We start from the raw sequence: 21,917 nt of genomic DNA on the forward strand, positions 1-21,917 counted from the left end.
CAAATGATTCAGGTCAACCACAACCAGGTAATAACTTACCAGTAACAGCAAGCAAATCATATGCAGTTCAAATGATTTTAGCAATAATTTTAACTGCTTTTGCTAGTAGCTTAGTTGTCCTAGGAAAAATCAAAAAATAATAAAAACGATTATAAATAATAGCTTTATGAAGTGATTGTCAATCGTTAACTAATTAACCACACAACTTATATTGTGTGGTTTTTTTCAAATATTATTGAAGGATATTCTGAATATTGACTATTTATTTAAGTATAAAGGTGAAAAATAGAAAATTAATAGTAAAAGTAATTTTGTACTATTGCAAGAATTATCTTCTAGTGATAGGATTAAGATGAATTTAAAAGATTAGGGGTGGAGTTATAGTGGAAAAATATTTACAAGAATACCAAGAAGCTAAAAAAACAAGTATTAAAATAGCAGATTTACAAGATGTAGCGACAAGATTAGCGCAATATTTAGAGGAAGAATTAGTTAGTTCGCCACAAGAATTAGATTTATTTTTAAATTGGGTGGCAGCAAACCAAGTCAGTGATGCAGATGTTAGTGATATGGATAGTGCGCAATTATTAGAGATTTTTTTAGTGGGGCAAAAAGATTGTCTTACAGCGCAACAACAAGCTCGTGTCTTAACAACTTTAGCGTGGTATCATTTGAATAGTGGTCAAATTGAGCAAGAATTAGCCGTCTTAGAGCAAGCTGTTGCATTAGGATCTATGTATCCAGAGACCTATTATGCATTAGGACATCATTATTATAGAAAAGAACAATTTGATATAGCTGAAAAACATTTTGAAAAAGCTTTATTTTATAAGCAATTTTCATTTGGTGAAGTAGTTGAGACTTGTAAAGAATCATTAGGTGTGGAATGCTATCAATATAGTTATGCTGTTACATTATGTCGTACAGGAAAGTATGAAAAAGCTCGTGAACTATTTGAAAAGTTATTAATGAGCTATCCTGATGAAGCGTCTTTAGCAGTTACTGTCCCTTATTGTGATGATAAATTAGGTAATAAAGCTCCTTTAGAACAATTTTTAGATCAATATATTAAAGACTTGAAAGCTTTAATTGCCAGAGCGAATGCGGGTGAAGAGGTTCCATATAGTACTTCATTTTTACGTTTGGGGATGAGAATGGAAGTTCCAATCTATCTTTCTAATCGCAAACCATTTGTCTTTTTAACAACTTCTAAGATGGCTTTATTATTCAATGATTTAGGTGATTTAGATCGTGTCATTGCATTAGTGGAGGATGAAGATTTTGTTATTGGGCCAGATATTATGTTTAATCAATATTTAGCAGCATTATGGCAAACAACTCAAAATGATAAGTTTGAGCAATATGTTGAACAAGAAATCACTGAATTAGATAATATTTTAGCCTCAGAGCGTGAAGAAGCTGAAGAATTAGGTGAAGAATATATTGAAGATGAATTAATTGTTGAAATGAAGAACAAAATTAAAGATAATAGCGAAAAATTTAAATCAGGTGAAAAACCAAGTGGACACTTCCAATTGGATAATGAATATAGATGTTATAGTCTAGACCAAATTTTGTAAAAAACTAGAATGAAATAGCTGGACCCATCTCTTTCTGACTATCTATAAAAGCACTTATTACTATTATGGAGTAGGTGCTTTTTATTTTGGGTGGAGATTCCCGCAACAAGTAGCAAATAAATGAGGAGTGCTTGGCGGAAGATAGTGGATAATATCTATCAACTCACAATAAAACTCCTCGAAATATGGTATGATCACAGTAACGAATGATTAGGAGGATTTTCATGACAATTAGATTAACACCAGCAACATTAACGGAGGCCGAGGTAATTTGGCAAATCCAATTAAAAGCTTTTAAAGAATTATTAGACAAATATCAAGACTACGATACCAATCCTGGTAACGATAAAATCGATAAAATCATCGAACAAATGAACGAAGAAAACTCAACTTTCTACCTTATTAAAGATGATGAACAAGTATTAGGAGCGATTCGTGCCGTTGAACCAAGTGATAAACCCTATAAAAAGTTAGGACCAGTGATGGTATTGCCAGAATATCAAGGGAGAGGGATTGCCCAACAAGCGATTGAATTAATCGAGGACATCTATGGTAGTGATTATTGGACATTGGTAACCATCTTACAAGAAGATAAATTATGTCATCTTTACGAAAAAATGGGTTACCAAAAAACGGATGAAACCTTACATTTAAAAGATGGCATGACTTTAATGGCCTTTATGAAGAATTATCAACCTGGTGCTGAAATGTTCAAGTTTGGATTCGGTGGAAGATAATATTCGATCATTCAAGTAAAACGCTGCACAATAAACAGAATGTCGTACCATAAGCATAACGCCGTACTCAAAATAATACGTCCCCCAATACCATTAGCATGAAAACAACCCTAAAACATAAAAAATGCAATTCACTCAAATACCGTGCATTCATTCGATATAAAAGCGCTTTCGTGGTATAATATAAGTGAAGGATAATTGCTAATAAAGGGGGCGTTAGTAATGAGTGTCAAACAATATGTAAAAGATAATCTCTACTATCTACTAGTGATTATGGCGGTATTCTACCTTACACCTTTAGTAATTCAAGATACGGGATCTGCAATGTTGATTCTATTATTTGTGATGCCATTAGTGTGTTTGGTAACAGGGTTTATTAATGCAACTCAACTTGGCTTCAATTGGTTGTTGGTGGTATTGGTGTTTTTATTATTCATTCCAGATGTGTACTTTATTTTTAGAAGTAGTGATACTTGGATTTATGCTATTATCTTTGCGGCTACTACGCTCTTTGGTAGTTCGCTAGGTCAATTCATTCACAAAAAATAAGCAAATAGTAGTAGTGGTTACCTATTGTGGGTAATCACTTTTTTCTTTTAAGGGATAATTTGCATCCATGGTGTATTAGTTATATAATACAGATAGAGGGATAGTGGATAATGATGAAAGGATGAGGAAAATGACTACTCGCACAAAAAAGAATCGTCATAAGAAAAAGTACAGCCTAACAATATTATTACTCGTATTCGTCGTATTAGTTGGTTTCTGGCGTCTTAAACCGTATTTTTGGCCGCAACATAGGATGGATTCATCAAAGTATCATGCGGAAAGTATCTATGTGTATAATTTGACCGATCACAAGGAAGTCAAGTCACTCAACGAGAATCAAAAACGCAAACCAGCATCACTTGTGAAAATAATGACTGTCTACACCGCATTACAAAACAGTAAAGACTTATCTAAAGCAGCGCCCGTCGACACTGAAAGTTATCAAGCTTTAGTCGCACAAAACGCTTCAATGGCAGGGTTCTATGGTAATGAAAGCACTACTTATCGTGACTTATTATATGGTGCTATGTTACCTTCTGGAGGCGAATGTGCTGACTCATTGGCGATTAATATTGCTGGTAGTCGTGAGGGGTTCGTTGATTTAATGAACCAGCAAGCAGAAAAAATGAATCTAGGAAATACTCATTACGAAAATCCAGATGGTCTTGATAGTCCGAATCAATACACAACTGCTAAAGATATTGCGCTTATCTTGGAACAAGCTCTACAAGATGGTGATTTTTATGCAATTTTTACAAAGAAAGCCTATCTATCAACTGCAACTAATAATCATCCGCAAGGTGTCTGGATGCAAAGTACGGTTTTCACTGGTTTAGAAGAATTTGAGCAGCAGGGTTTTGAGATTTTGGGTGGTAAGACAGGAACAACTGATAAAGCGGGCTTATGTTTGGCTACTTTGGCACAAAAAGATGGCAAAGAATATATCGTAGTTGTCATGGGAGTACCGTATCTAAGTTTAAAAAATCCTGGTAAGGGGCAGTTTAAAGATACCATAAAAATTATGGAAGAATTATAAAGCATCTATTCCAATAAGATAGCAAACAGCTCGTATTTTATTGTTAAAAAAAGTTAAATTTATATGACTATTTTGCAGGGAACTGATATAATCATGGAAAGATTTACCAAAAAATCGTAAGGTGAGAGGGAGATGTTTGATGAGTTGGAAAATTATTGTTGATTCAACCTGCAATCTAAAAACATTGAGAAATAAGACTGATAAGGAGATTTTATTTGAGAAGGTGCCAATCGTTATCAATTTGGGAGAAGAAGTATATATTGATAAAGAAGATATTGACACAGAGTTATTTATCTCTGATATGCATCTACATGAGGGTAAGATTTCAACAGCTTGTGCTAGTCCTGAGGTTTATTTGAATACTTTTTATGGTGCTAAAAATATTATTGTATTAAGTCTAAGTTCAGGGTTATCAGGTAGCTATAATAGTGCTGTAATGGCTCAGGAAATCTATCAAGATGCTTATCCGGATGCTAATGTATTTGTATATGATACCTTATCATGTGCTGGTGAGATTGATTTATTAGTCATGAAGGCTGAGGAATTAATTGAAGCTGGTAAAAGTTTTTCAGAAGTTATTGAAGGAATAAAAGCTTATCACAAACACACTGATATTTTATTTTGTTTAGCAAATATGGATAATTTAGTAAAAAATGGTCGAATTAAACCGATTATTGGTAAGGTCATTGGGCTGTTGCATGTGCGATTAATAGGTGGAAGAACTCTTGATGGCAAATTAGAGCCTCTTCATAAGAGAAAAGGGAAGAAACGTGCATTAAAAAGCTTGTTAGAAGAATTGGATAAAGCAGGTTATCATGGTGGGCGAGTATCGATTATGCAAGTTGCAACTGATGAAGACGCTAATTCGCTTAAACAGGAAATATTGGAAAAATATCCTAATGCAGAAGTTACTATTCAAAGTCCAAGTGCAGTTTGCTGTGTCTATGGAGGCGAGGAAGGGATTCTAATAGGTTTTGAAAAAAATCTAGCGGAATCGTGTTAATTAGTTTAGGAAATTGAATAAATAGGAATCTTTTATGAGTTGTCTAATTAGGCAACTCTTTTTTTGGTTTCAAGGCGAATTTGTATTTTGGGCGATTAATTTCGATTTGTGTAGATGGATTTTAGATATTTAGATAAAGGAGGAAGATTTTTTATGATAAGGAGAATCTTATTGTACAAAGTGGTTCTTTTATCTTAATGAGTGTCATATTGTATTATTTTTTTAGCTATAATATAGGTGGATTTTTGGGATACTGTATTATAAATGTGTGTATAGTGTTTCGAAAATGAGGTACAAATCATCTGAAGTAAAGTTAATTTTTGGGAGGATTTTAACGATTATGAAGGTACAAAACGGATTTGGTATGCAGAGAGAGTATCGAACAAAACTTGGAAAGCTACAAACAAATAGGCAAAAGTTGTCACTGAATATGCAACAAAATTTGCGTATTTTACAATTAAGTCATAAAGATTTATTAACCTATATTGATGAGGAGTTGATTAGCAATCCTTTGATGAATGTTGAGTATTCGCTTGGTGAATTGATGATTCCATTAGAGGGGCTGGAAGCCTTTTGGGATAGTGATTATACAATGGATACCTTTATCGATCGAACGTCTGAGGCTTTGCAGATTTATTTAAAAAAGCAAATTATGTGTTATCGTGCGACGAAGATTCGTGATATTATGTTGCATTTATTGATATATGTTGCGGATAATGGCTATTTAATATTGCCTTCTGAAGAGGAATTGTGTCAAGAGTGCAATTGTTCTAAGGTAGAGTTATTGGATGCTTTAACATTGATGCAACAATTGGAGCCGACTGGTATTTGTGCACGTTCGTTAAGAGAATGTTGGTTGATTCAGATTGAGCAGGATTATTCGGCACCTGATTTGGCTTATGTAATTGTGGAGAGTTATTTTGAGGAGTTAATTAAGCGGAATTTCTATAAGATTGCTAATGAGTTAGCAGTATCTACGGAGGTTATTAGTGAGATTGTGGCTTATTATCGTCGCTTAACGGTTAATCCAGCTTATGTGATTATGGATATTCGGGAGGAGTATATTTATCCGGATATAATGATTACAAAAGAAGAGGAGACGGGCGAATTCATTATTGTCTATAATCAGGCGCAGTTACCGGTGTTGTCTTTTGATGAAGGGTATTATCAAGAATTACAAAAGCAAGATGATGATTCCTTACAAGCATATATTAAGCAGATGAAAAGTCGTTATCAGTTCGTGTTCCAAGGGTTGAAAAAGCGTGAGCAGACTTTATTATTAGTGGCGAAGGCTTTTGTGGAGTTGCAGCAGGATTTTTTTGAGAGTCAAGGTCAAAAGAAGATGCCCTTAACCTTAGAAGAGGTTGCCAAATATTGTGATTTCCATCTTTCTACAATTAGTCGTGCCATTCAAGGAAAATATTTCTATACAGATTTTGGTGTATTTTCTTTTAGTGAGCTATTATTTACGCCGAATTTTACTAATGATTTATCGCAAGATGTTGTGAAAAAGTGGATTAAGAAGTTGATTGAAGCAGAAGATAAAAACAAACCCCTATCAGATCAAAAGATTGCGGAATGTTTGGGTGAGATGGATCTATCGGTTGCGCGTCGTACCGTAGCGAAGTATCGTGTAGCTTTAGGTTATGCATCAGCCAATAAAAGAAAAATTCATTAAGAGGTGTAGCTTGTGAAAAGGATTGAAAAGATTTTTAATTTTGTAGCGTTAAGAACAAAAGGTATTAAAGATTCTGATGAAGGGGTGACGACTACCGAGATTGCTGAGGAATTAGGTTTTGCGCGTTCAAACATTTCCAAGGATTTAAATGAATTGTGTCGGATGAAGCGTCTCATGAAAACACAAGGTCGTCCTGTGAAATATTGTCTGTACGATGAAAGTACTTGTTGTGAACAGTATGAAAGCACCTGCTATAAGAAACTAGTGCATCATAAGCGTGAGGCTTTATTATTTGATACAATGATTGGTCATAATGGTAGTTTTAAGACGCAGATTGAACAGGCAAAAGCTGCTATTTTGTATCCGCCTAAGGGGTTGAATACTTTGATTATTGGACCAACTGGAGCAGGGAAGACATATTTTGCTAATTCGATGTTTCAATATGCAAAAGAGCTAGAGATTATTGGTATGGATAAAGAGATGATTGTCTTAAACTGTGCAGACTATGCACATAACCCTCATTTATTATTATCGTATTTGTTTGGGCATGTTAAAGGAGCGTATACAGGAGCTGATGAAGATAATGATGGCTTATTGGCACAGGCGAATCATTCTGTGTTATTTTTAGATGAAATTCATCGTCTGCCACCTGAAGGGCAAGAGATGTTATTTTATTTTATGGATACGGGGACTTATCGACGAATGGGTGATACCAAGAATATCAAAGAAGCTCAAGTACGGATTATTTGTGCAACGACTGAAAATCCTAAATCAACTTTATTATCTACTTTTTTAAGGCGAATCCCAATTGTTATTCAGTTACCATCTTTTCAGGAAAGAGATGTCAATGAACAGATTTTATTGTTGAAGTTTCTATTATCACTTGAATCCAAACAAATTAATAAGACAATTGCTATTGAAGCTGATGTGATCAAAGGAATGCTTGGCAGTGTAACGTATGGGAATGTCGGTCAATTAAAATCCATTGTTCAAAATGTTTGTGCTAAGGGCTTTTTATTAAGTATTGGTTTGGATAATGAAGAAGTTGTATCACTTCAATTTAAGGATTTTCGTTCATTGTTAGAAGAAGGGTATTTGCGTTTTGTGGAAGATAGGGAGCGGTATCGTGAGTTCTTATTGCATGTGAATCAAGATGTGTTAGAATTAACGCCAGATTCTTCATTGCAAGTATTGGATGGTGATTCATATGAACTGCCGTATAATTTGTATGAGATTATTGGTGATAAGATTGCCTTATTAAAAGAAGAAGGAGCTTCAATGACAAGTATCCATGATTTTATTACAACAGACATTGATTTGCATTTGAAGTCATTTTATAAGGATACTTTATATGCTTCAGAAGAATATGATAATTTGTTTTATATTGTAGATGCGTCGATTATTGAGTTTACACAGCATATCCAACAAATAGCTGAGCAATCTTTAAAATGTACATTTTCTAAAAAGTTTTTGTATGCGATGAGTTTGCATATTAGTTCCTTCATTAAACGTGTTAAAGCAGGACTAGTAGCTACAAAACAACACCAACATGTAAAAGAATTCGTTAAAATGTATCCCGAAGAGTTGAATTTAGCGAATCGAGTAAAAGCATTAATTGAAGAACAATTTTTAGTTCCAGTTCCTAAAAGTGAAGTAGATTATTTAGCGATGTTATTCGTTTCATTGGAAGGAAAACTTCATCAAGGTCAAGGAATTGGGATTGTCGTTGCTTGTCATGGTGAAGGTGTAGCAGAAGGCATGGTTGAAGTGTGTAAGGCATTATTGAATGCTGATAATATTCGAGCTGTAAATATGCCTTTAACTATGGCTCCTAAAGAAATGTATCCCATCGTTAAAGATGCTATTATGTCAGTTGATAAAGGTGGGGGAGTCTTGTATTTTACCGATATGGGTTCTTTAAGTATGTTTGATAAACAATTGAAAAATGATTTAGCAATAACCATTGAAACATATGAAATGGTCACCATGGTCATCTTATTAGAAGCCGTTCGCAAGACACAATTAGCCGGTAAAACAATTACTGAAATTGCGACAGAACTAAGACGCTTTAGTGGTTACGTAACTAAGGAACAATTAGGAATTAATTCAATGTCAACTAAAGAAAAACTGACTAAACCAAGAGCGATTATTACGATTTGTTCTAGTGGACAAGGAACTGCTCGGATTGTTGAGGAGATTATTAATCAAGCCTTAAGTGATTATTTGGAATTGGTAGTAGAAGTCTTTCCAATTTCTCTAATTGATGCGGATAAAGAGATTAGAAAGCTACAAGAAAGTTATGATATTTTGGCGATTATTGGTCTAACGAATGCCGGATTTGATATTCCGTATATTAGTATTGATCAATTATTAGATGTGAATGGTGTACAGTATTTGGTTGATATTTTAGAAGAAAATATAGTTGAGGAACCACAAGAATTAGTTCTAACAAAAGAATTATGTATTGATTATTTATCACAATATTCTATGTTTTTAAATCCAGTTAAAGCAATTGATAGTTTATGGAGTTATACTAAAAAAGTTGAATATCATCGACAAGAGCATTATGTCAGTGGTTTTAATTTGAATGTTATTTTACATTTAGCAAAGATGATTGAGCGGATTCTTCTAGGTAAGCCGCTAGCTGATATAGAAGTCGATGAGACAAATCAATTGTATCAAGAATTCCAAAAGATTATCTTAGAAGTTAATCGACAGTTAGAACAACAATTACAAATTCAAATTCCCCCATCAGAAGAAAAATACATTATCAGTATGTACTTACATGCTAGTACTACTCAAATAGATACACAATAATTATCAATAATACAAAAAGAATACACTAACTTTTTAGTTTTAGTGTATTCTTTTTATTCTGCAAAAGCGATTACAATCAGCTTCTTATGTATTGGCACGGTATTTGCTGTATATATAATGAAAAGGAGGGATAAAGACATGTTGAAAATTATTGTAGCAACTCATGGTAAGTTTTCACAAGAATTAATTCATTCAGCTTTTATGATTTTGGGTGAAAAAGATAATGTTTCAGCGATTACTTTTTTACCAGGTGAGGGTAGTGAAGATTTAATTGCGAAATATCAAGAGGCTCTAAAAGATGTATCAGCAGATGATCAAGTGATTTTTTTAGTAGACTTATTTGGCGGTTCACCATTTAATGCTGCAGCGCGTATTGTTTCTGAATACGGAGACAGATATCGCTTAATTGCTGGAGTGAACTTAGCAATGGTTATTGAATTATGCAGTAGTTTTGTTGAAGATTTAGACCAGTTAGTAGACTCAGTAGTTGCACAAGGAAAAGAAAGTGTTGTTGAATTTGTTATGCCTACGCAAGACGTAGACATGGATTTAGATTTGGAGGGATAAACTTATGGCGATGGATGTTAGATTAGCACGAATTGATGACCGTTTAATTCATGGTCAAGTAGCGACAGTTTGGACAAAAACAACAGGAATTAACCGTATTTTAGTGGTTAATGATGATGTGGCAAAAGATACTCTACGTAAAAATTTATTAAAACAAGCTGCTCCTCCAGGGGTTGTAGCTAATGTGATTACTGTACAAAAAATGATTGATATTTGGACTAATCCTAAATTTGATGTATTTAAAGCAATGTTATTATTTACTAATCCACATGATGTTAAAACAATTATTGACGGTGGAGTAGATTTGAAATCAATCAATATTGGTGGAATGAGTTATTCTGAAGGTAAGAAAATGGTCACAACTGCTATTGCGGTTGATGATAAAGATGCTGAGTGCTTTGAGTATTTAGCTTCTAAAGGAATTGAATTAGATGTTCGTAAAGTAGTTGCCGATAAACAAGAAGATATGATTACAATTTTAAAAAATAAATTTTATGAATAGGGAGGTACTATAATGTCAGTTAATATCATTCAAATTATTTTAGTTATAGCCTATGCATTTATCGCTGGGATGGGTAGTGTATTAGATGAATTTCAAACTCACCGTCCATTAGTTGCCTGTACAGTGATTGGTTTAATCTTAGGTGATGTACAAACCGGTATTATTTTAGGTGGTTCATTGGAATTATTAGCTTTAGGTTGGATGAATATTGGGGCTGCTTTGGCTCCGGATGCTGCGTTAGCTTCTGTAGCGTCTGCTGTTTTAGTGATTGCTTCTGGTGTTGATACTAAGACTGCTATTACAATTGCAGTTCCATTAGCAGCTGCGGGACAAGTATTAACAATTTTTGCACGTACAATTGTTGTAGGGATTGTTCATAAAGCAGATAGCTATGCGGAAAAAGGTGATATTAAGGGTGTTGGACGCATGCATTTAGTTAGTTTAGCAGTTCAAGGTTTGCGTATTGCCATTCCGGTCGCTTTATTATTTACAATGAGTCCTGAAGCTATTCAAGCTGCTTTAAGTTCATTACCAGAATGGTTAACAAATGGTTTATCAGTTGCAGGTGGATTTATCGTAGTTGTTGGGTATGCTATGGTTATTAATATGATTAGCACAAAACACTTATTACCATTCTTCTTCCTAGGATTTGCCTTTGCCGCAATTTCTGAATTAAACTTAATTGCATTGGGTATGATTGGATTAATTATCGCTTTAGTATATATTCAATTATCACCAAAATACAATCGTGTGGCAGGCGTTGGTGCTACTGAAGGTGCTGCTGTTGGTGTTGATGAATTTGAAGCTGAATTAGAAGATTTATAGGAGGGAATAGGATGACAACGAATAAATTAACTAAAAAAGAATTGCAATCTATTTTCATTCGTTCTGGATTACTTCAAGGATCATGGAACTTTGAGCGTATGCAAAACTTAGGGTATGCCTTCCAAATGTTACCAGCGATTGAAAAGTTATATCCAGAAGGTAGTCAAGAACGGATTGATGCATTAAAACGCCACATGGAATTCTATAATACTCATCCATTTATGACCGCACCTATTTTAGGGGTTAACTTAGCGATGGAAGAACAACGCTCAAATGGTGCTGAAATTGATGATGCAGCTATTAATGGTGTGAAAGTTGGTATGATGGGACCTTTAGCGGGTGTTGGGGATCCGGTATTCTGGGCTACTTTACGTCCAGTATTAGGAGCTTTAGGTGCTTCATTTGCCTTAGCTGGAAGTATTGTTGGACCATTAATCTTCTTCTTAGGATTCAACTTCTTCCGTCTAGGTTTTAGATATTATGGAATGATGTTTGGATATAAAAAAGGAACTGAGATTGTTACTGATTTGGGAAATAACTTCTTACAAAAATTAACAGAAGGTGCTTCTATCTTAGGTTTATTCATTATTGGGGTACTGGTTCCGCGTTGGACAAGTGTTAACTTCCCATTAGTATTAGCCAAATATGAATTACAAGATGGTACTGAAGTCGTTACAACCCTACAAAACTTATTTGACTCATTAATTCCAGGGTTAATTCCATTAGTGTTGACGTTTGTATGTATGCACTTATTGAAGAAAAAAGTAAGCCCATTAATGATGATTTTAATCTTATTTATCGTAGGTATCTTAGGTTATGTAACAGGTATTTTAGGATTCTAATAATTGGAGATTGGAGGGATTGGGGATGCGGATAAATACCATCATCTATCATAGAGAGAAAGCTAATTACTTTCGAACTGTTTATACAGCTGTGAATGGTGTTTTGGAATTAGGCAATAAAGCAATTGAATTTTATGGTTCTGATATGAAATTTTTTATTCAAATCCCATTTCAGTCCATTGAAAAGATTGAGCCGCAATTAGTCTTCGGACGCTTTTATCGAGGAATTGTGATTACAGCAGATGGAATACGATATCATTTTGTGGTTGGAAAAGCAAAATTGTTCTACCAAGAATTAATAAATTTATGGAAGGATCAATCTTCATTATAAACTATCATACAAAATATTATGGCACCTAGCTTTATAGTTAGGTGTCTTTTTTATGCTTAGTTACAATATTTACATTCTTTTTCAGAAAATTCATACACATATATTTCATCTAATGGTATACTATTTGGGTATAATTGAAAACAGAGTAGGTGAGTAAATGAAAAAAATCAAAAAAATGATAACAGGTTTTCGTGAGCGTCTTATTCATAAGTATACTAAGTCAACGAAACGTTCGGTATTTGTATATGCAGTATTACGTGTGATGGTAATTATCGTAGCGATTAGACAATTAATACATGGCAATTTTGAAGGAACATTTTTATGTGCCTTTACATTATTATTATTTACCATTCCAACTTATTTAGAGGATAGCTTCCAGATAACTTTTCCGAGTGCATTAGAATCAATTATTTATATTTTTATTTTTGCATCAGAAATTTTAGGGAGTATTGGTAATTTTTATGGGTTGATTCCATTTTGGGATACCATGCTTCATACAACAAATGGCTTTATCTGTGCAGGAATCGGCTTTTCGCTAGTTTATATCTTGAATGATAAGTCAGCTAAGGTAACCTTGAGTCCATTTTATGTGGCTTTTGTTGGTTTTTGTGTATCGATGACAGTTGGCGTGTGTTGGGAATTTTATGAATATGCCGGAGATCGCTATTTTGCGATGGATATGCAGAAGGACAGGATTGTAGAGCAAGTTAATTCTGTTTATTTGAATCCTGAAAATACGAATGAAGCTTTCCATATTGATGGTATTCATCGGGTGGAGATTTTTTATGGCGAAGATGATGTTTATGTGATTGATGGCGGTTATTTAGATCCAGGAATTAACGATACGATGAAAGATTTGTTCGTTAATTTGATTGGAGCGGTGACTTTTAGTACATTGGGCTATTTCTATCTATATTCTAAACAAAAATACGCCTTCCTATCTAATTTCATTCCCGTAAAAAATGAAGATGTAGAAATAAAAACAACAATTGAATAAATTATTAATCAAACGTTAGTAGAGTAGCCAAACTTTACTAGCGTTTTTTTGCGTGGATAAAGTATGCTACAGCAATCTGACTACTATAAGTCCAATAAGATTAAGAGCTAATGCAATCATGTGTAATATATTACAATTTAGTATCAGAAGTGAAATAGATGAAGTTAGATTAGGTTTGAAAACTGAAGGACTTAAATGATTTATATTATAATTTATTCTATTTGAAAGTGTCTTTTTTAATTATGGATTTGAAGTAGAAAAAGGTTTATTTTAATTTTTATTAGTAATAATTTAAACAAATTAATTTTTTACATTTTTTAAAAAGTGTCCAAGTTAATTAAATTAAAATTTTGTATTTACTATTCTTAGTATTAAGGCTTCTTTTAATACCATTAGTTATGTTATTTTAAGTAGTTATTGGAGTAAGTTATTATATCGTATTAACGCTGATTTTATATTGAGTATATTCAATTTAGCATAATGATATTATAGTTATTTTATGTAAATATTAAGAAATAAACTAAAATAAATATTCTAAAAACATATAATTTGCGTTTAATAAATATTCGTTAATATATTTTTAATGTAAACCAATTCGAAATATTCTATTCAAAAAATATAAAACAGTAAAATACTAAAGAAAAATTTAAAATATCATTAGTGTGAAAAATATTCAATGAATCAAATTTAAGTAGTTGGTAGAAGTATTATAAAAATCGAGTTTTTAGACATTTTGAATTATTTGTAAAACTATATCAAATCAAAAAATAGTAAAATAATTCCAAGATAGGAGGGAGATAGGAAAATATAAAAATGAGTAAAATAATAAGGGTAAAAAATCGAAATATTTGCTATTTAGAAAGTTAATACTAACATTTGGAAATTTAATCAAAATAAAAATGAAAAAAAGAGGGGATAATATTTGATAAATAATAAAAGGAAAAGAAAAAATAATTATTTATATAGAATTAAAAAACAAATAAGTACATTTATACTAGCGTTATGTGTTGTATTTTCAGGATTAAGCAATTTTAATTATACGTATTTTGCAAAAAGTGAAGCTAAATCAAATCGAGATATTAGTGAGTATGTGTATAATCTTACTGTTGATAATAGAAGTGTTAATGCTGGAGAAAATGTAAAAGTGTATTTTCAATTTAATGAAGAAAAAGGAGATATTAAAGAAGGAGATTATATTGTTGTTAACTGGACAAATCGTGCAAATGGAGAAGCATTTTTTGAAGGATTTGTACAGAATATACCTCTTATGATCCAAGGGAAACATGTCGGTGATGTTGTTGTTGAAATAGATAAAGCAACTATTACCTTCAATAGTAATATTAATAATTTAATGGATGTTGATGGATGGGCATGTTTTGATTTATTAGCCAATAATGACTCTGCTTCAATGGATGAAAATACACAGAGTTCAAATATAACTAGTGGAAATAAAACTGTTCGTGTTGATATTACCAAACCTGCTTCAGGAACAGTAGGCGTATTTTATTATAAAACAGGGGCTATGTATCCAGAAGATGTAGATCATGTTCGTTGGTGGTTAAATATTAATACTAACAAAAATCCATGGATGGAATCAGGTATATATATTGAAGATATAATCCAACCCGGACAAATTCTTGATATTGAAAGTTTTGAAATAACACTTACTTATAGTGATGGTTTTTATAAAGTTTTTAAAGGATCAGATGCAATAAAACAATTTCAAGAATTTCTTGTAGGAAGTACAATTACGACAAGTTTTGATAATGCTCCAGGAAAAATAATAGTAAATATCCCTAAAGAACATGTAGAAAATAAATTGATTTCAATTTCATATACCACAAAAGTAGAAAATAAACAGCAAAAAACATTTTATAATAATACAAAAGCTTCGTATCAAGAATGGGATCAAGAAAAGGTTGATATGAAAGAATTTAACGCTCAAGTTGAGAATGTTAGTGCTGATGCTGGCATTACAGGAACAATAGGTGGTGAATTAAAAATATTTAAAATGCTTAAAGAAACAAAAGAACCTATTGAAAATGTAACTTTTGTTTTAACGAGACAAGATGGTGGAGAAATTCTTGAAGGAAAAAGAGAAATTCATTTAGTAACAAACAAAGATGGAATGACTAACATTAAAGGACTACCAGTAGGTGAATATCAGGTGAAAGAGAAAGTGGCGCCTAAATGGATTGAATTAGATTTATTAAATAATCCATCGTACACATTTGAAGTAAAATCAGGTGATACCGAAGGAACATTTTTATCAATAGAAAACCAATTAAAGTTGATAAATATCGATGTAAAAAAAGAATGGGTTGGTAAATCACAAGATGAAATACAAGTAACGTTATTCGCTGATAAAAAAGCTGTTCGAACAGAAAAATTGAATCAGAATAATCACTGGAAAGCGACATTTTCTGACTTGCCTGAATATGATTTGCTTACTAAACAAAAAATAGAGTATACAATTGATGAAGAAGAAATAAGTGGCTATAAGAAAAGTATCTCTGGAAATCAAGATAAAGGATTCGTAATAATAAATATAGAACAACCAGATTTAATGATTTCAAAAAAAGTTATCGGTACGTATGCAAATTTTCAAAAGGAATTTGAGTTTGATATTAATATAACATTAGAAGATGGAACTCCACTTTCAGGAGAATATTATTATGAAGGAACGTTAGATCCGTCGATTAAGGGAGATAATGTAAGTCCTGAAAACGGAATGATAAGTTTTGAAAATGGAAATTCATCTTTTAAGTTGGCTCATGGACAGAGAATACAAATTAAAGATTTACCATACGGCTCTCAATATAAAATAACAGAGAGACAAGATAATTCAGATTTGTATAACGTAACTTTTAATGGAGTTGATGGATCAGACAATGGTGTAATCAATGAAGATAAAGTGATTGATGTTGTTAATAAGAAAGAGATAGTTCCACCTACAGGAATTGATCAAGGAAAAAATGGTATAGCAAGTATAGTTGGAAGTATAATTGCCGGTATTCTTATAGTTATCATAATAGTAGGTAATATAGTTAAGCGACGTACAATATTGAAGGAATTATAAAATGAAACGAGAGTTAATATTTTTAGGCATTAAAATTTCTGCAATAGTATTTGTACTAGTATTGGTATTTACATTTGTTTTCGGAATTGCTAGATGTTCAGATAATATGATGTCGCCTGCATGTAAGGATGGAGATATTATATTTTTCTATCGATTGAGAAAAAACTATGAAGAAAATGAATTAGTTATAGTCAATAAAGATGATAAGGTACAAATTCGAAGAATTATAGGAAGACCAGGTGATATTATAGAGATTACTGATGCTGGTCTTATAATTAATGGATATCAACAACAAGAGTTAGAAATTTTTAAACAAACCCAACCTTATTTAGATGGAATAAAATTCCCTCTTGAATTGAAAAATGATGAATACTTTGTTTTGGCTGATAACCGAGAAGGCGCAAAGGATAGCAGAATATATGGCCCTATAAAAGAACAAGAAGTAAAAGGATCAGCAATGATTTTGATTAGAAGAAGAGGACTTTAATATAAAAAAATTAAAAGGAGTAAAATTATGAAAAAAAGAATAGCAAAATTAGTAGCAGTAGGTGTAATGGGACTTTCAATTGGTAGCACAGTTTTAGCAGCACCAGGAATTAATGAAGGAAGTGAACAGGTACCAGCTAAAGCAGAGATTACAAAAATCTTTGAAATGTCAGAAGGACTTAAAGTTCCGGAAGTAAAATTTGATTTTGAAGTTTCAAAAATAACAAATGATGCTCCAGAAGCTACAATTAAGAGTGTTGAATACAAGCAAGGATCAGAAAAGGGGCAAATTAGTGATGGAAGCTATAAAGTTGAAAGAAAAACAGTATTAGAATTTACAAATAAATTCCCTCATGCAGGAATATATGAATATCAAGTAAAAGAAAGCAAAGGAAATGCTGAAGGAGTTACCTATGATACCAACACATACAAAGTTAAAGTTTATGTTGAAAACACAAATAATCAAAAAGATACATTTGTAAAGAGCATTGTATCCGAGGATAATGAAGCTAAAAAACCAATTAAATTTGTGAATACGTATAAAAAAGATGGAAAGTTAGAAATCGAAAAGAAGATTGAAGGTAAAATGGCAAATTTAAATGATAAATTTAAGTTTACTATTCAATTAACTAAAGCAAAAACTGCAGATGAAACACAAATTGAAGGTACGATTGTGAAGAGTAATGGTGATTCCGAGGTTATTCAGTTTACGTACGGTAAAGAGTCTACGTTCGAATTAGGAAAAGATGATAAATTAGAGTTTAATAGTATTCCAGTAGGAACACGATATGTTGTAACAGAAAAAGGTGTTGGAGGCGATGGATATACACCTAATGTCAGTGTTGTTGAAAATGGGGTAAGTAATGAAAAAATTAATGGTGATGAAAAAAATGATGTAAAATCTGTAAAAAATCCTGCAACTACTAATTTGGTAGGTGAAGGAGAAAATAAAGTTACATATACTAATATTCATGCATCTTCACCGGTAACAGGAATCCTTTTAAATAATATACCATTTTTAATTATGATGGTGTTATCTCTGTTTGGAATAGGGGCGTTCTTCCTTGGAAAAAAGCACAAATTTAGTAAATAGAAACTTTAGTATTTCTATATTTCCAAAAATTTTTAAGATTATAGATTATATTATTAATAGCTTTATTTTATTATTTTTATGTTTATCATTTATATATTGTTGTTATAGTATCTGGGATACAACACAAATATATAATAAAGCAGATTCAAATATTTATGATATATATAAACCTTCCTCAAAGGGTAATTTGTCTTTTGAAGAATTAGTTCGAATAAATAAAGAAGTAATTGGCTGGATTAATATTAACGATACTCATATTGATTATCCAATTGTACAATGTGAGGATAATTTTAAGTATGTTAATACAGGTGCAGATGGCGAATATTCTCTTGCCGGAAGTATATTTATGGATTATAGAAACAATAAAGATTTCTCTAACATGAATAATATTTTATATGGCCACAATATGGAAAAGCAGGCTATGTTTGGTGAAATTAAGAACTATTGTGATAAAGATTTTTTCTCCAATCATTTAAACGGAAGACTTTATTACGATAGCGACTGGCATAATATAGAAATAATCGCTGTAATGAAAGTTGATGCATATGATGAATTTATTTATAATACCAGTTATGCAGACATTTCAGATGAAACAAAAATTATAGAATATATTTCGAAGAATGCCATTAATATAAATGTTGAAAATATAGAACACGGGAAAAGATTTTTAACAATGTCAACCTGTACTCCAGAAATAACTAATGGAAGACATGTATTAATAGGACAAATAGAAGACTAGCAACAATAAATAAGAAAGGAAAATAACAATTTGTGAATAAAACAATAAAAAAATTAGGATTATTGTTAGTTTTAATAATGAACATATTTTTTATGGAAGAAACAGTAAATGCGAAAAATGGTTCAGCGTTAACAGTTGTTTTAAATGTTGGACAACAGTTTGATACTTTATCAAATACATATAAAGACGAGGATTTAAAAGGTGAATATTGTATATTAGCTAAAGATAATTCATATCCGCTTCCAGAGAATATGAAAGGAGGAAAATTTAATTTCGAATTACAAGGGAAAAATCATAATAGAAAACTTGAATTTGTTTTTGAACAAGAAGGATTATACGAATATACAATAGAACAAATTTCATTAGAAAGACAAAATTATAGCTTCGATAAAAAAGTATATAATATTTTTATAGATGTAGAACGTCTAGGAGAAAAATTAGTAGCGCAAGTAATTGTGAAAAATAATTTAAATGAAAAAGTTACAAACCTTATTTTTAATAATTCTTATAATAATGAAAAAGCTGTTTTTTCTAAAGCTGATAAGTTACCAAAAACTGGTATTGCAACTAATACAAAACTTTTTGGAATAATATTTTTAGGCTTTGGAGGAATATTATTTATAGTCAACTACGCACACACTAAAAGACGAGGCTTATGAGTAATATACTTAACTGTGTATTAGCTGCAACGCGCTTAGATACAGATTACATATTATTTAGATTTAAGTAATAGAGATATTCTTGTTAGTGGCAATATAAAAGTAACCACTTCTGTCAATCAAAAATTACCACTTTTGGTAGTTGAAGATTTGTGCCGACCCCCTAAAGTTAGACTTACAAATCTAGCTTTGAGGGGTTATTTTTTGTGGGTGGGAATGGTGGTGGGGAGTATAAAATTATACAAAAATCAAAATAATCATAGGAAATAGACTAGTAATATCGAAAATTTATAACAAAATCACGGAAAGTAAACTTTACATATATGGGGTTATTCTATATAATAAAGGAAAGTAAACTTGTCATGAGGAGGCGAAATATGAAAAATAACCTTGAAAAAATCAGAAAAGAAAGAGGCTTGAAACAAGACGAATTAGCAGAAATCTTGGAAGTATCAAGGCAAACGATAGGATCATTAGAAAACGGAAGATACAATCCTTCTATTATTTTAGCTTTTAAAATTGCAAAATATTTCGATATGACAATAGAAGAAATATTTATTTATGAGGAGGGAAAATAAATGAAAAAAACATTTGGTATTTAGGTTATTTAATTGTTTTAATTTTGGTGGTGATTTTATTTACCGTAGATTTAAGTAAACCATTAGAAATAATTATTTCAATATTATTTGGATCAATATTCTCGATTACTTTTGTTATGACAAATCATAATAAGAAAATAAACAAAGATAAAGCATATCGGATTGCTGTAAATGATGAGCGAAATATTGTTATTAGCGAAAAAACAGGTAATGAACTTTCACATATATATATGGTACTGTTTGGCGTTCAAGCAATATATGGCATTGCATATGATATGTATGACATAGCAATTTTTAATGGTATAGTAGTGTTTATTTCTCCAATCATTCTAATCTGCATAAGCAACTATTATGAAAAGAGAATATAAAGTATAGCGCCAAGAAATCTTCTAAGCTTTAGAAATGTGTGTAGCTTAGGGATTGATGTTTCATTAATATTATTTAGATCTAGCGTTTATTGTTTTATCGATGGTATTTCTGTAATAGAATTTATTAAAAATGCTAGGGGAAATAAAGTGTTTTTTAGTTTTAACAAGTTGAATAAAAGGAGAAAATTATGGGATTATTTTTTAATAGTGGTAATGAAGTTCAAGATAAAATTATAAAAGAATTTGGAAAATCAGAAGGATATTTGGTAGCTGAGAAATATAATAAACCAGCAAATAGTTTAATTAAGTTTTTACTATATCAAACTGGTTGGATACTAGATCAATGCAGACAATTTATATTATATTTTAATGAAAAAGGTGTGTATGTAAATGAAATAAGCAATTCATTAAATGGTACTTTCAGATTAATGCCTTGGAGTGAAATAGAAAAATTTATAGTTGAAGATAAAGGGAATAAAGCAAGAATCTCTATAATCCATCTAGACAAAGAGTTTAATTACGAAATATTTTATAAAAAAACAAATTATTTAAAAGGCAATCGCGAAAGATTTATGACGCTAAAAAATAATAATTTTAATAAAATAGATTGAGGTTAGGAAAATAGTTCACTTTCAGGATAAGAAATAATAAAATAGCTGTAGCAAGAGTAGTTAAGAGAAATCTTAGCTGCTTTTTTTGCTGCATCAAGTTCGGTTATCTCTCCACCTAAATTGACTAGTAAACGCTAACAAGGTATACTAAAAATGAAAAGTAATGCTTAGAAATCGGTAATAATGAAGGGGGATTTTATCGGAAAGGGTGCTAGTATGGATATAGATAGATTTTTTAAAACAGTTTTATCACAAAATGCAGAAGAACTTAGAAAATATTTTCATGAAAATGCTACTATAAAATGGTATTGCACAAATGAATTATTCACCCTAGATGAGTATATAAGGGCAAATTGTGAATATCCAGGTAATTGGAACGGAGAAATAGAGCGCATTAAAGAAATAGAAAATACGATTATTTTAGCTTGTAGAGTTTTTCCGCCAGATAATAGTGAATCTTTTCATGTAGTAAGTTTTATTCATCTTAAGGAGAATTTGATTATTGATATGGATGAATATTGGTCTGATGACGGATTAGCACCAGAATGGCGTAGAAAAATGAAAATTGGCAAACGAATTAGATAAATTGATTTTAAGGAGATAAAATATTGATAGAAAGTAGACCTGAGTTTGATAAAATTACCACTTTGGTAGATGCCCCCCTCAAGTTAGACTTAAAAATCTAGCTTTGTGGGGTGTTTTTTTATAGTTTCGTTGCAGCTTGGAAGTCTCTAAAGTCGTTAATCGTGCTTGTTGGTGTAATATGTGTTCATTAGCCTTTATTTATGGTAAAATAGATAACGTTATGATTAGCAAGTC

The 21,917-nt window shown here is 31.6% G+C and carries 22 protein-coding genes; all 22 read left to right on the forward strand.

All coding sequences use genetic code 11. The annotated features are described in order from the left end of the window. Positions 1–383 precede the first annotated feature (383 nt). The 22 genes from BMX09_RS05745 (at position 384) to BMX09_RS05850 (ending at position 21,683) form a co-directional block, all read left to right on the forward strand. Entirely contained in the window at positions 384–1,580 is a 1,197-nt protein-coding gene (locus BMX09_RS05745; protein ID WP_089746748.1) for a tetratricopeptide repeat protein, read from the forward strand. Positions 1,581–1,804: 224 nt separating this feature from the next. Next, on the forward strand, positions 1,805–2,317 hold the full coding sequence (locus BMX09_RS05750; protein WP_177159553.1) for a GNAT family N-acetyltransferase: 513 nt from the start codon (positions 1,805–1,807) through the stop codon (positions 2,315–2,317). Positions 2,318–2,539: 222 nt separating this feature from the next. After that, positions 2,540–2,866 carry a hypothetical protein gene (locus BMX09_RS05755; RefSeq protein ID WP_089746750.1) on the forward strand — a complete coding sequence of 109 codons (327 nt, stop codon included), beginning with the start codon at positions 2,540–2,542 and terminating at the stop codon, positions 2,864–2,866. A 130-nt stretch (positions 2,867–2,996) separates the two neighbouring features. Further along, on the forward strand, positions 2,997–3,902 hold the full coding sequence (locus BMX09_RS05760) for a D-alanyl-D-alanine carboxypeptidase family protein (RefSeq protein WP_089746751.1): 906 nt from the start codon (positions 2,997–2,999) through the stop codon (positions 3,900–3,902). Between the two features lie 139 nt (positions 3,903–4,041). Then, positions 4,042–4,905 (forward strand): DegV family protein, encoded by an 864-nt coding sequence (locus BMX09_RS05765; RefSeq protein WP_089746752.1) that lies wholly within the window; start codon positions 4,042–4,044, stop codon positions 4,903–4,905. A 340-nt stretch (positions 4,906–5,245) separates the two neighbouring features. Next, positions 5,246–6,583 carry an RNA polymerase factor sigma-54 gene (gene rpoN, locus BMX09_RS05770; RefSeq protein ID WP_177159554.1) on the forward strand — a complete coding sequence of 446 codons (1,338 nt, stop codon included), beginning with the start codon at positions 5,246–5,248 and terminating at the stop codon, positions 6,581–6,583. Between the two features lie 12 nt (positions 6,584–6,595). After that, a complete protein-coding gene (locus BMX09_RS05775; protein ID WP_089746754.1) occupies positions 6,596–9,400 on the forward strand; it encodes a sigma-54-dependent transcriptional regulator in 2,805 nt (934 codons plus the stop codon). Positions 9,401–9,538: 138 nt separating this feature from the next. After that, positions 9,539–9,967 (forward strand): PTS sugar transporter subunit IIA, encoded by a 429-nt coding sequence (locus BMX09_RS05780; RefSeq protein WP_177159555.1) that lies wholly within the window; start codon positions 9,539–9,541, stop codon positions 9,965–9,967. 4 nt (positions 9,968–9,971) lie between these two features. Then, positions 9,972–10,469, forward strand: coding sequence for a mannose/fructose/sorbose PTS transporter subunit IIB (locus BMX09_RS05785; protein WP_089746756.1), 498 nt, complete (start codon positions 9,972–9,974; stop codon positions 10,467–10,469). A 12-nt stretch (positions 10,470–10,481) separates the two neighbouring features. Next, positions 10,482–11,294, forward strand: coding sequence for a PTS mannose/fructose/sorbose transporter subunit IIC (locus BMX09_RS05790; RefSeq protein ID WP_089746757.1), 813 nt, complete (start codon positions 10,482–10,484; stop codon positions 11,292–11,294). 11 nt (positions 11,295–11,305) lie between these two features. After that, positions 11,306–12,136, forward strand: coding sequence for a PTS mannose transporter subunit IID (gene manZ, locus BMX09_RS05795; protein ID WP_089746758.1), 831 nt, complete (start codon positions 11,306–11,308; stop codon positions 12,134–12,136). 25 nt (positions 12,137–12,161) lie between these two features. Further along, entirely contained in the window at positions 12,162–12,467 is a 306-nt protein-coding gene (locus BMX09_RS05800) for a DUF956 family protein (RefSeq protein ID WP_089746759.1), read from the forward strand. 157 nt (positions 12,468–12,624) lie between these two features. Further along, positions 12,625–13,464, forward strand: coding sequence for an MFS transporter (locus BMX09_RS05805; RefSeq protein WP_218138925.1), 840 nt, complete (start codon positions 12,625–12,627; stop codon positions 13,462–13,464). A 922-nt stretch (positions 13,465–14,386) separates the two neighbouring features. After that, positions 14,387–16,543 (forward strand): DUF7601 domain-containing protein, encoded by a 2,157-nt coding sequence (locus tag BMX09_RS05810; protein ID WP_089746760.1) that lies wholly within the window; start codon positions 14,387–14,389, stop codon positions 16,541–16,543. A gap of 1 nt (position 16,544) precedes the next feature. Continuing rightward, complete coding sequence (lepB, locus tag BMX09_RS05815) at positions 16,545–17,030, forward strand: signal peptidase I (protein WP_089746761.1); 486 nt, start codon at positions 16,545–16,547, stop codon at positions 17,028–17,030. A 27-nt stretch (positions 17,031–17,057) separates the two neighbouring features. Next, on the forward strand, positions 17,058–18,122 hold the full coding sequence (locus BMX09_RS05820; RefSeq protein WP_089746762.1) for a Spy0128 family protein: 1,065 nt from the start codon (positions 17,058–17,060) through the stop codon (positions 18,120–18,122). After that, on the forward strand, positions 18,094–18,861 hold the full coding sequence (gene srtB, locus BMX09_RS05825) for a class B sortase (RefSeq protein ID WP_089746763.1): 768 nt from the start codon (positions 18,094–18,096) through the stop codon (positions 18,859–18,861). Before BMX09_RS05820 ends, srtB begins: the two co-directional genes overlap by 29 nt. 92 nt (positions 18,862–18,953) lie before the next feature. Next, the gene (locus tag BMX09_RS05830) at positions 18,954–19,520 is read left to right on the forward strand and encodes a Spy0128 family protein (RefSeq protein ID WP_177159556.1); all 567 of its coding nucleotides are present in this window, start codon (positions 18,954–18,956) and stop codon (positions 19,518–19,520) included. Positions 19,521–19,897: 377 nt separating this feature from the next. Next, entirely contained in the window at positions 19,898–20,098 is a 201-nt protein-coding gene (locus tag BMX09_RS05835; protein ID WP_089746765.1) for a helix-turn-helix transcriptional regulator, read from the forward strand. A gap of 137 nt (positions 20,099–20,235) precedes the next feature. Beyond that, positions 20,236–20,487, forward strand: coding sequence for a hypothetical protein (locus BMX09_RS05840; protein ID WP_143054385.1), 252 nt, complete (start codon positions 20,236–20,238; stop codon positions 20,485–20,487). A gap of 188 nt (positions 20,488–20,675) precedes the next feature. Further along, positions 20,676–21,098, forward strand: a complete 423-nt coding sequence (locus BMX09_RS05845) for a hypothetical protein (protein ID WP_089746767.1) — start codon at positions 20,676–20,678, stop codon at positions 21,096–21,098. A gap of 216 nt (positions 21,099–21,314) precedes the next feature. Next, positions 21,315–21,683, forward strand: coding sequence for a hypothetical protein (locus BMX09_RS05850; protein ID WP_089746784.1), 369 nt, complete (start codon positions 21,315–21,317; stop codon positions 21,681–21,683). Positions 21,684–21,917: the final 234 nt, after the last annotated feature.

The organism is Granulicatella balaenopterae (assembly GCF_900111135.1).
GTDB lineage: Bacteria > Bacillota > Bacilli > Lactobacillales > Aerococcaceae > Granulicatella > Granulicatella balaenopterae.

What these genes read in the sequence shown, in the direction of transcription:
- BMX09_RS05750 (WP_177159553.1), top strand. Translation starts at nt 1,805, where the DNA reads ATGACAATTAGATTAACACCAGCAACATTAACGGAGGCCGAGGTAATT.
- BMX09_RS05755 (WP_089746750.1), top strand. Translation starts at nt 2,540, where the DNA reads ATGAGTGTCAAACAATATGTAAAAGATAATCTCTACTATCTACTAGTG.
- BMX09_RS05760 (WP_089746751.1), top strand. Translation starts at nt 2,997, where the DNA reads ATGACTACTCGCACAAAAAAGAATCGTCATAAGAAAAAGTACAGCCTA.
- BMX09_RS05765 (WP_089746752.1), top strand. Translation starts at nt 4,042, where the DNA reads ATGAGTTGGAAAATTATTGTTGATTCAACCTGCAATCTAAAAACATTG.
- rpoN (WP_177159554.1), top strand. Translation starts at nt 5,246, where the DNA reads ATGAAGGTACAAAACGGATTTGGTATGCAGAGAGAGTATCGAACAAAA.
- BMX09_RS05780 (WP_177159555.1), top strand. Translation starts at nt 9,539, where the DNA reads ATGTTGAAAATTATTGTAGCAACTCATGGTAAGTTTTCACAAGAATTA.
- BMX09_RS05785 (WP_089746756.1), top strand. Translation starts at nt 9,972, where the DNA reads ATGGCGATGGATGTTAGATTAGCACGAATTGATGACCGTTTAATTCAT.
- BMX09_RS05790 (WP_089746757.1), top strand. Translation starts at nt 10,482, where the DNA reads ATGTCAGTTAATATCATTCAAATTATTTTAGTTATAGCCTATGCATTT.
- manZ (WP_089746758.1), top strand. Translation starts at nt 11,306, where the DNA reads ATGACAACGAATAAATTAACTAAAAAAGAATTGCAATCTATTTTCATT.
- BMX09_RS05800 (WP_089746759.1), top strand. Translation starts at nt 12,162, where the DNA reads ATGCGGATAAATACCATCATCTATCATAGAGAGAAAGCTAATTACTTT.
- BMX09_RS05805 (WP_218138925.1), top strand. Translation starts at nt 12,625, where the DNA reads ATGAAAAAAATCAAAAAAATGATAACAGGTTTTCGTGAGCGTCTTATT.
- lepB (WP_089746761.1), top strand. Translation starts at nt 16,545, where the DNA reads ATGAAACGAGAGTTAATATTTTTAGGCATTAAAATTTCTGCAATAGTA.
- BMX09_RS05820 (WP_089746762.1), top strand. Translation starts at nt 17,058, where the DNA reads ATGAAAAAAAGAATAGCAAAATTAGTAGCAGTAGGTGTAATGGGACTT.
- BMX09_RS05830 (WP_177159556.1), top strand. Translation starts at nt 18,954, where the DNA reads ATGGAAGAAACAGTAAATGCGAAAAATGGTTCAGCGTTAACAGTTGTT.
- BMX09_RS05835 (WP_089746765.1), top strand. Translation starts at nt 19,898, where the DNA reads ATGAAAAATAACCTTGAAAAAATCAGAAAAGAAAGAGGCTTGAAACAA.
- BMX09_RS05840 (WP_143054385.1), top strand. Translation starts at nt 20,236, where the DNA reads ATGACAAATCATAATAAGAAAATAAACAAAGATAAAGCATATCGGATT.
- BMX09_RS05845 (WP_089746767.1), top strand. Translation starts at nt 20,676, where the DNA reads ATGGGATTATTTTTTAATAGTGGTAATGAAGTTCAAGATAAAATTATA.
- BMX09_RS05850 (WP_089746784.1), top strand. Translation starts at nt 21,315, where the DNA reads ATGGATATAGATAGATTTTTTAAAACAGTTTTATCACAAAATGCAGAA.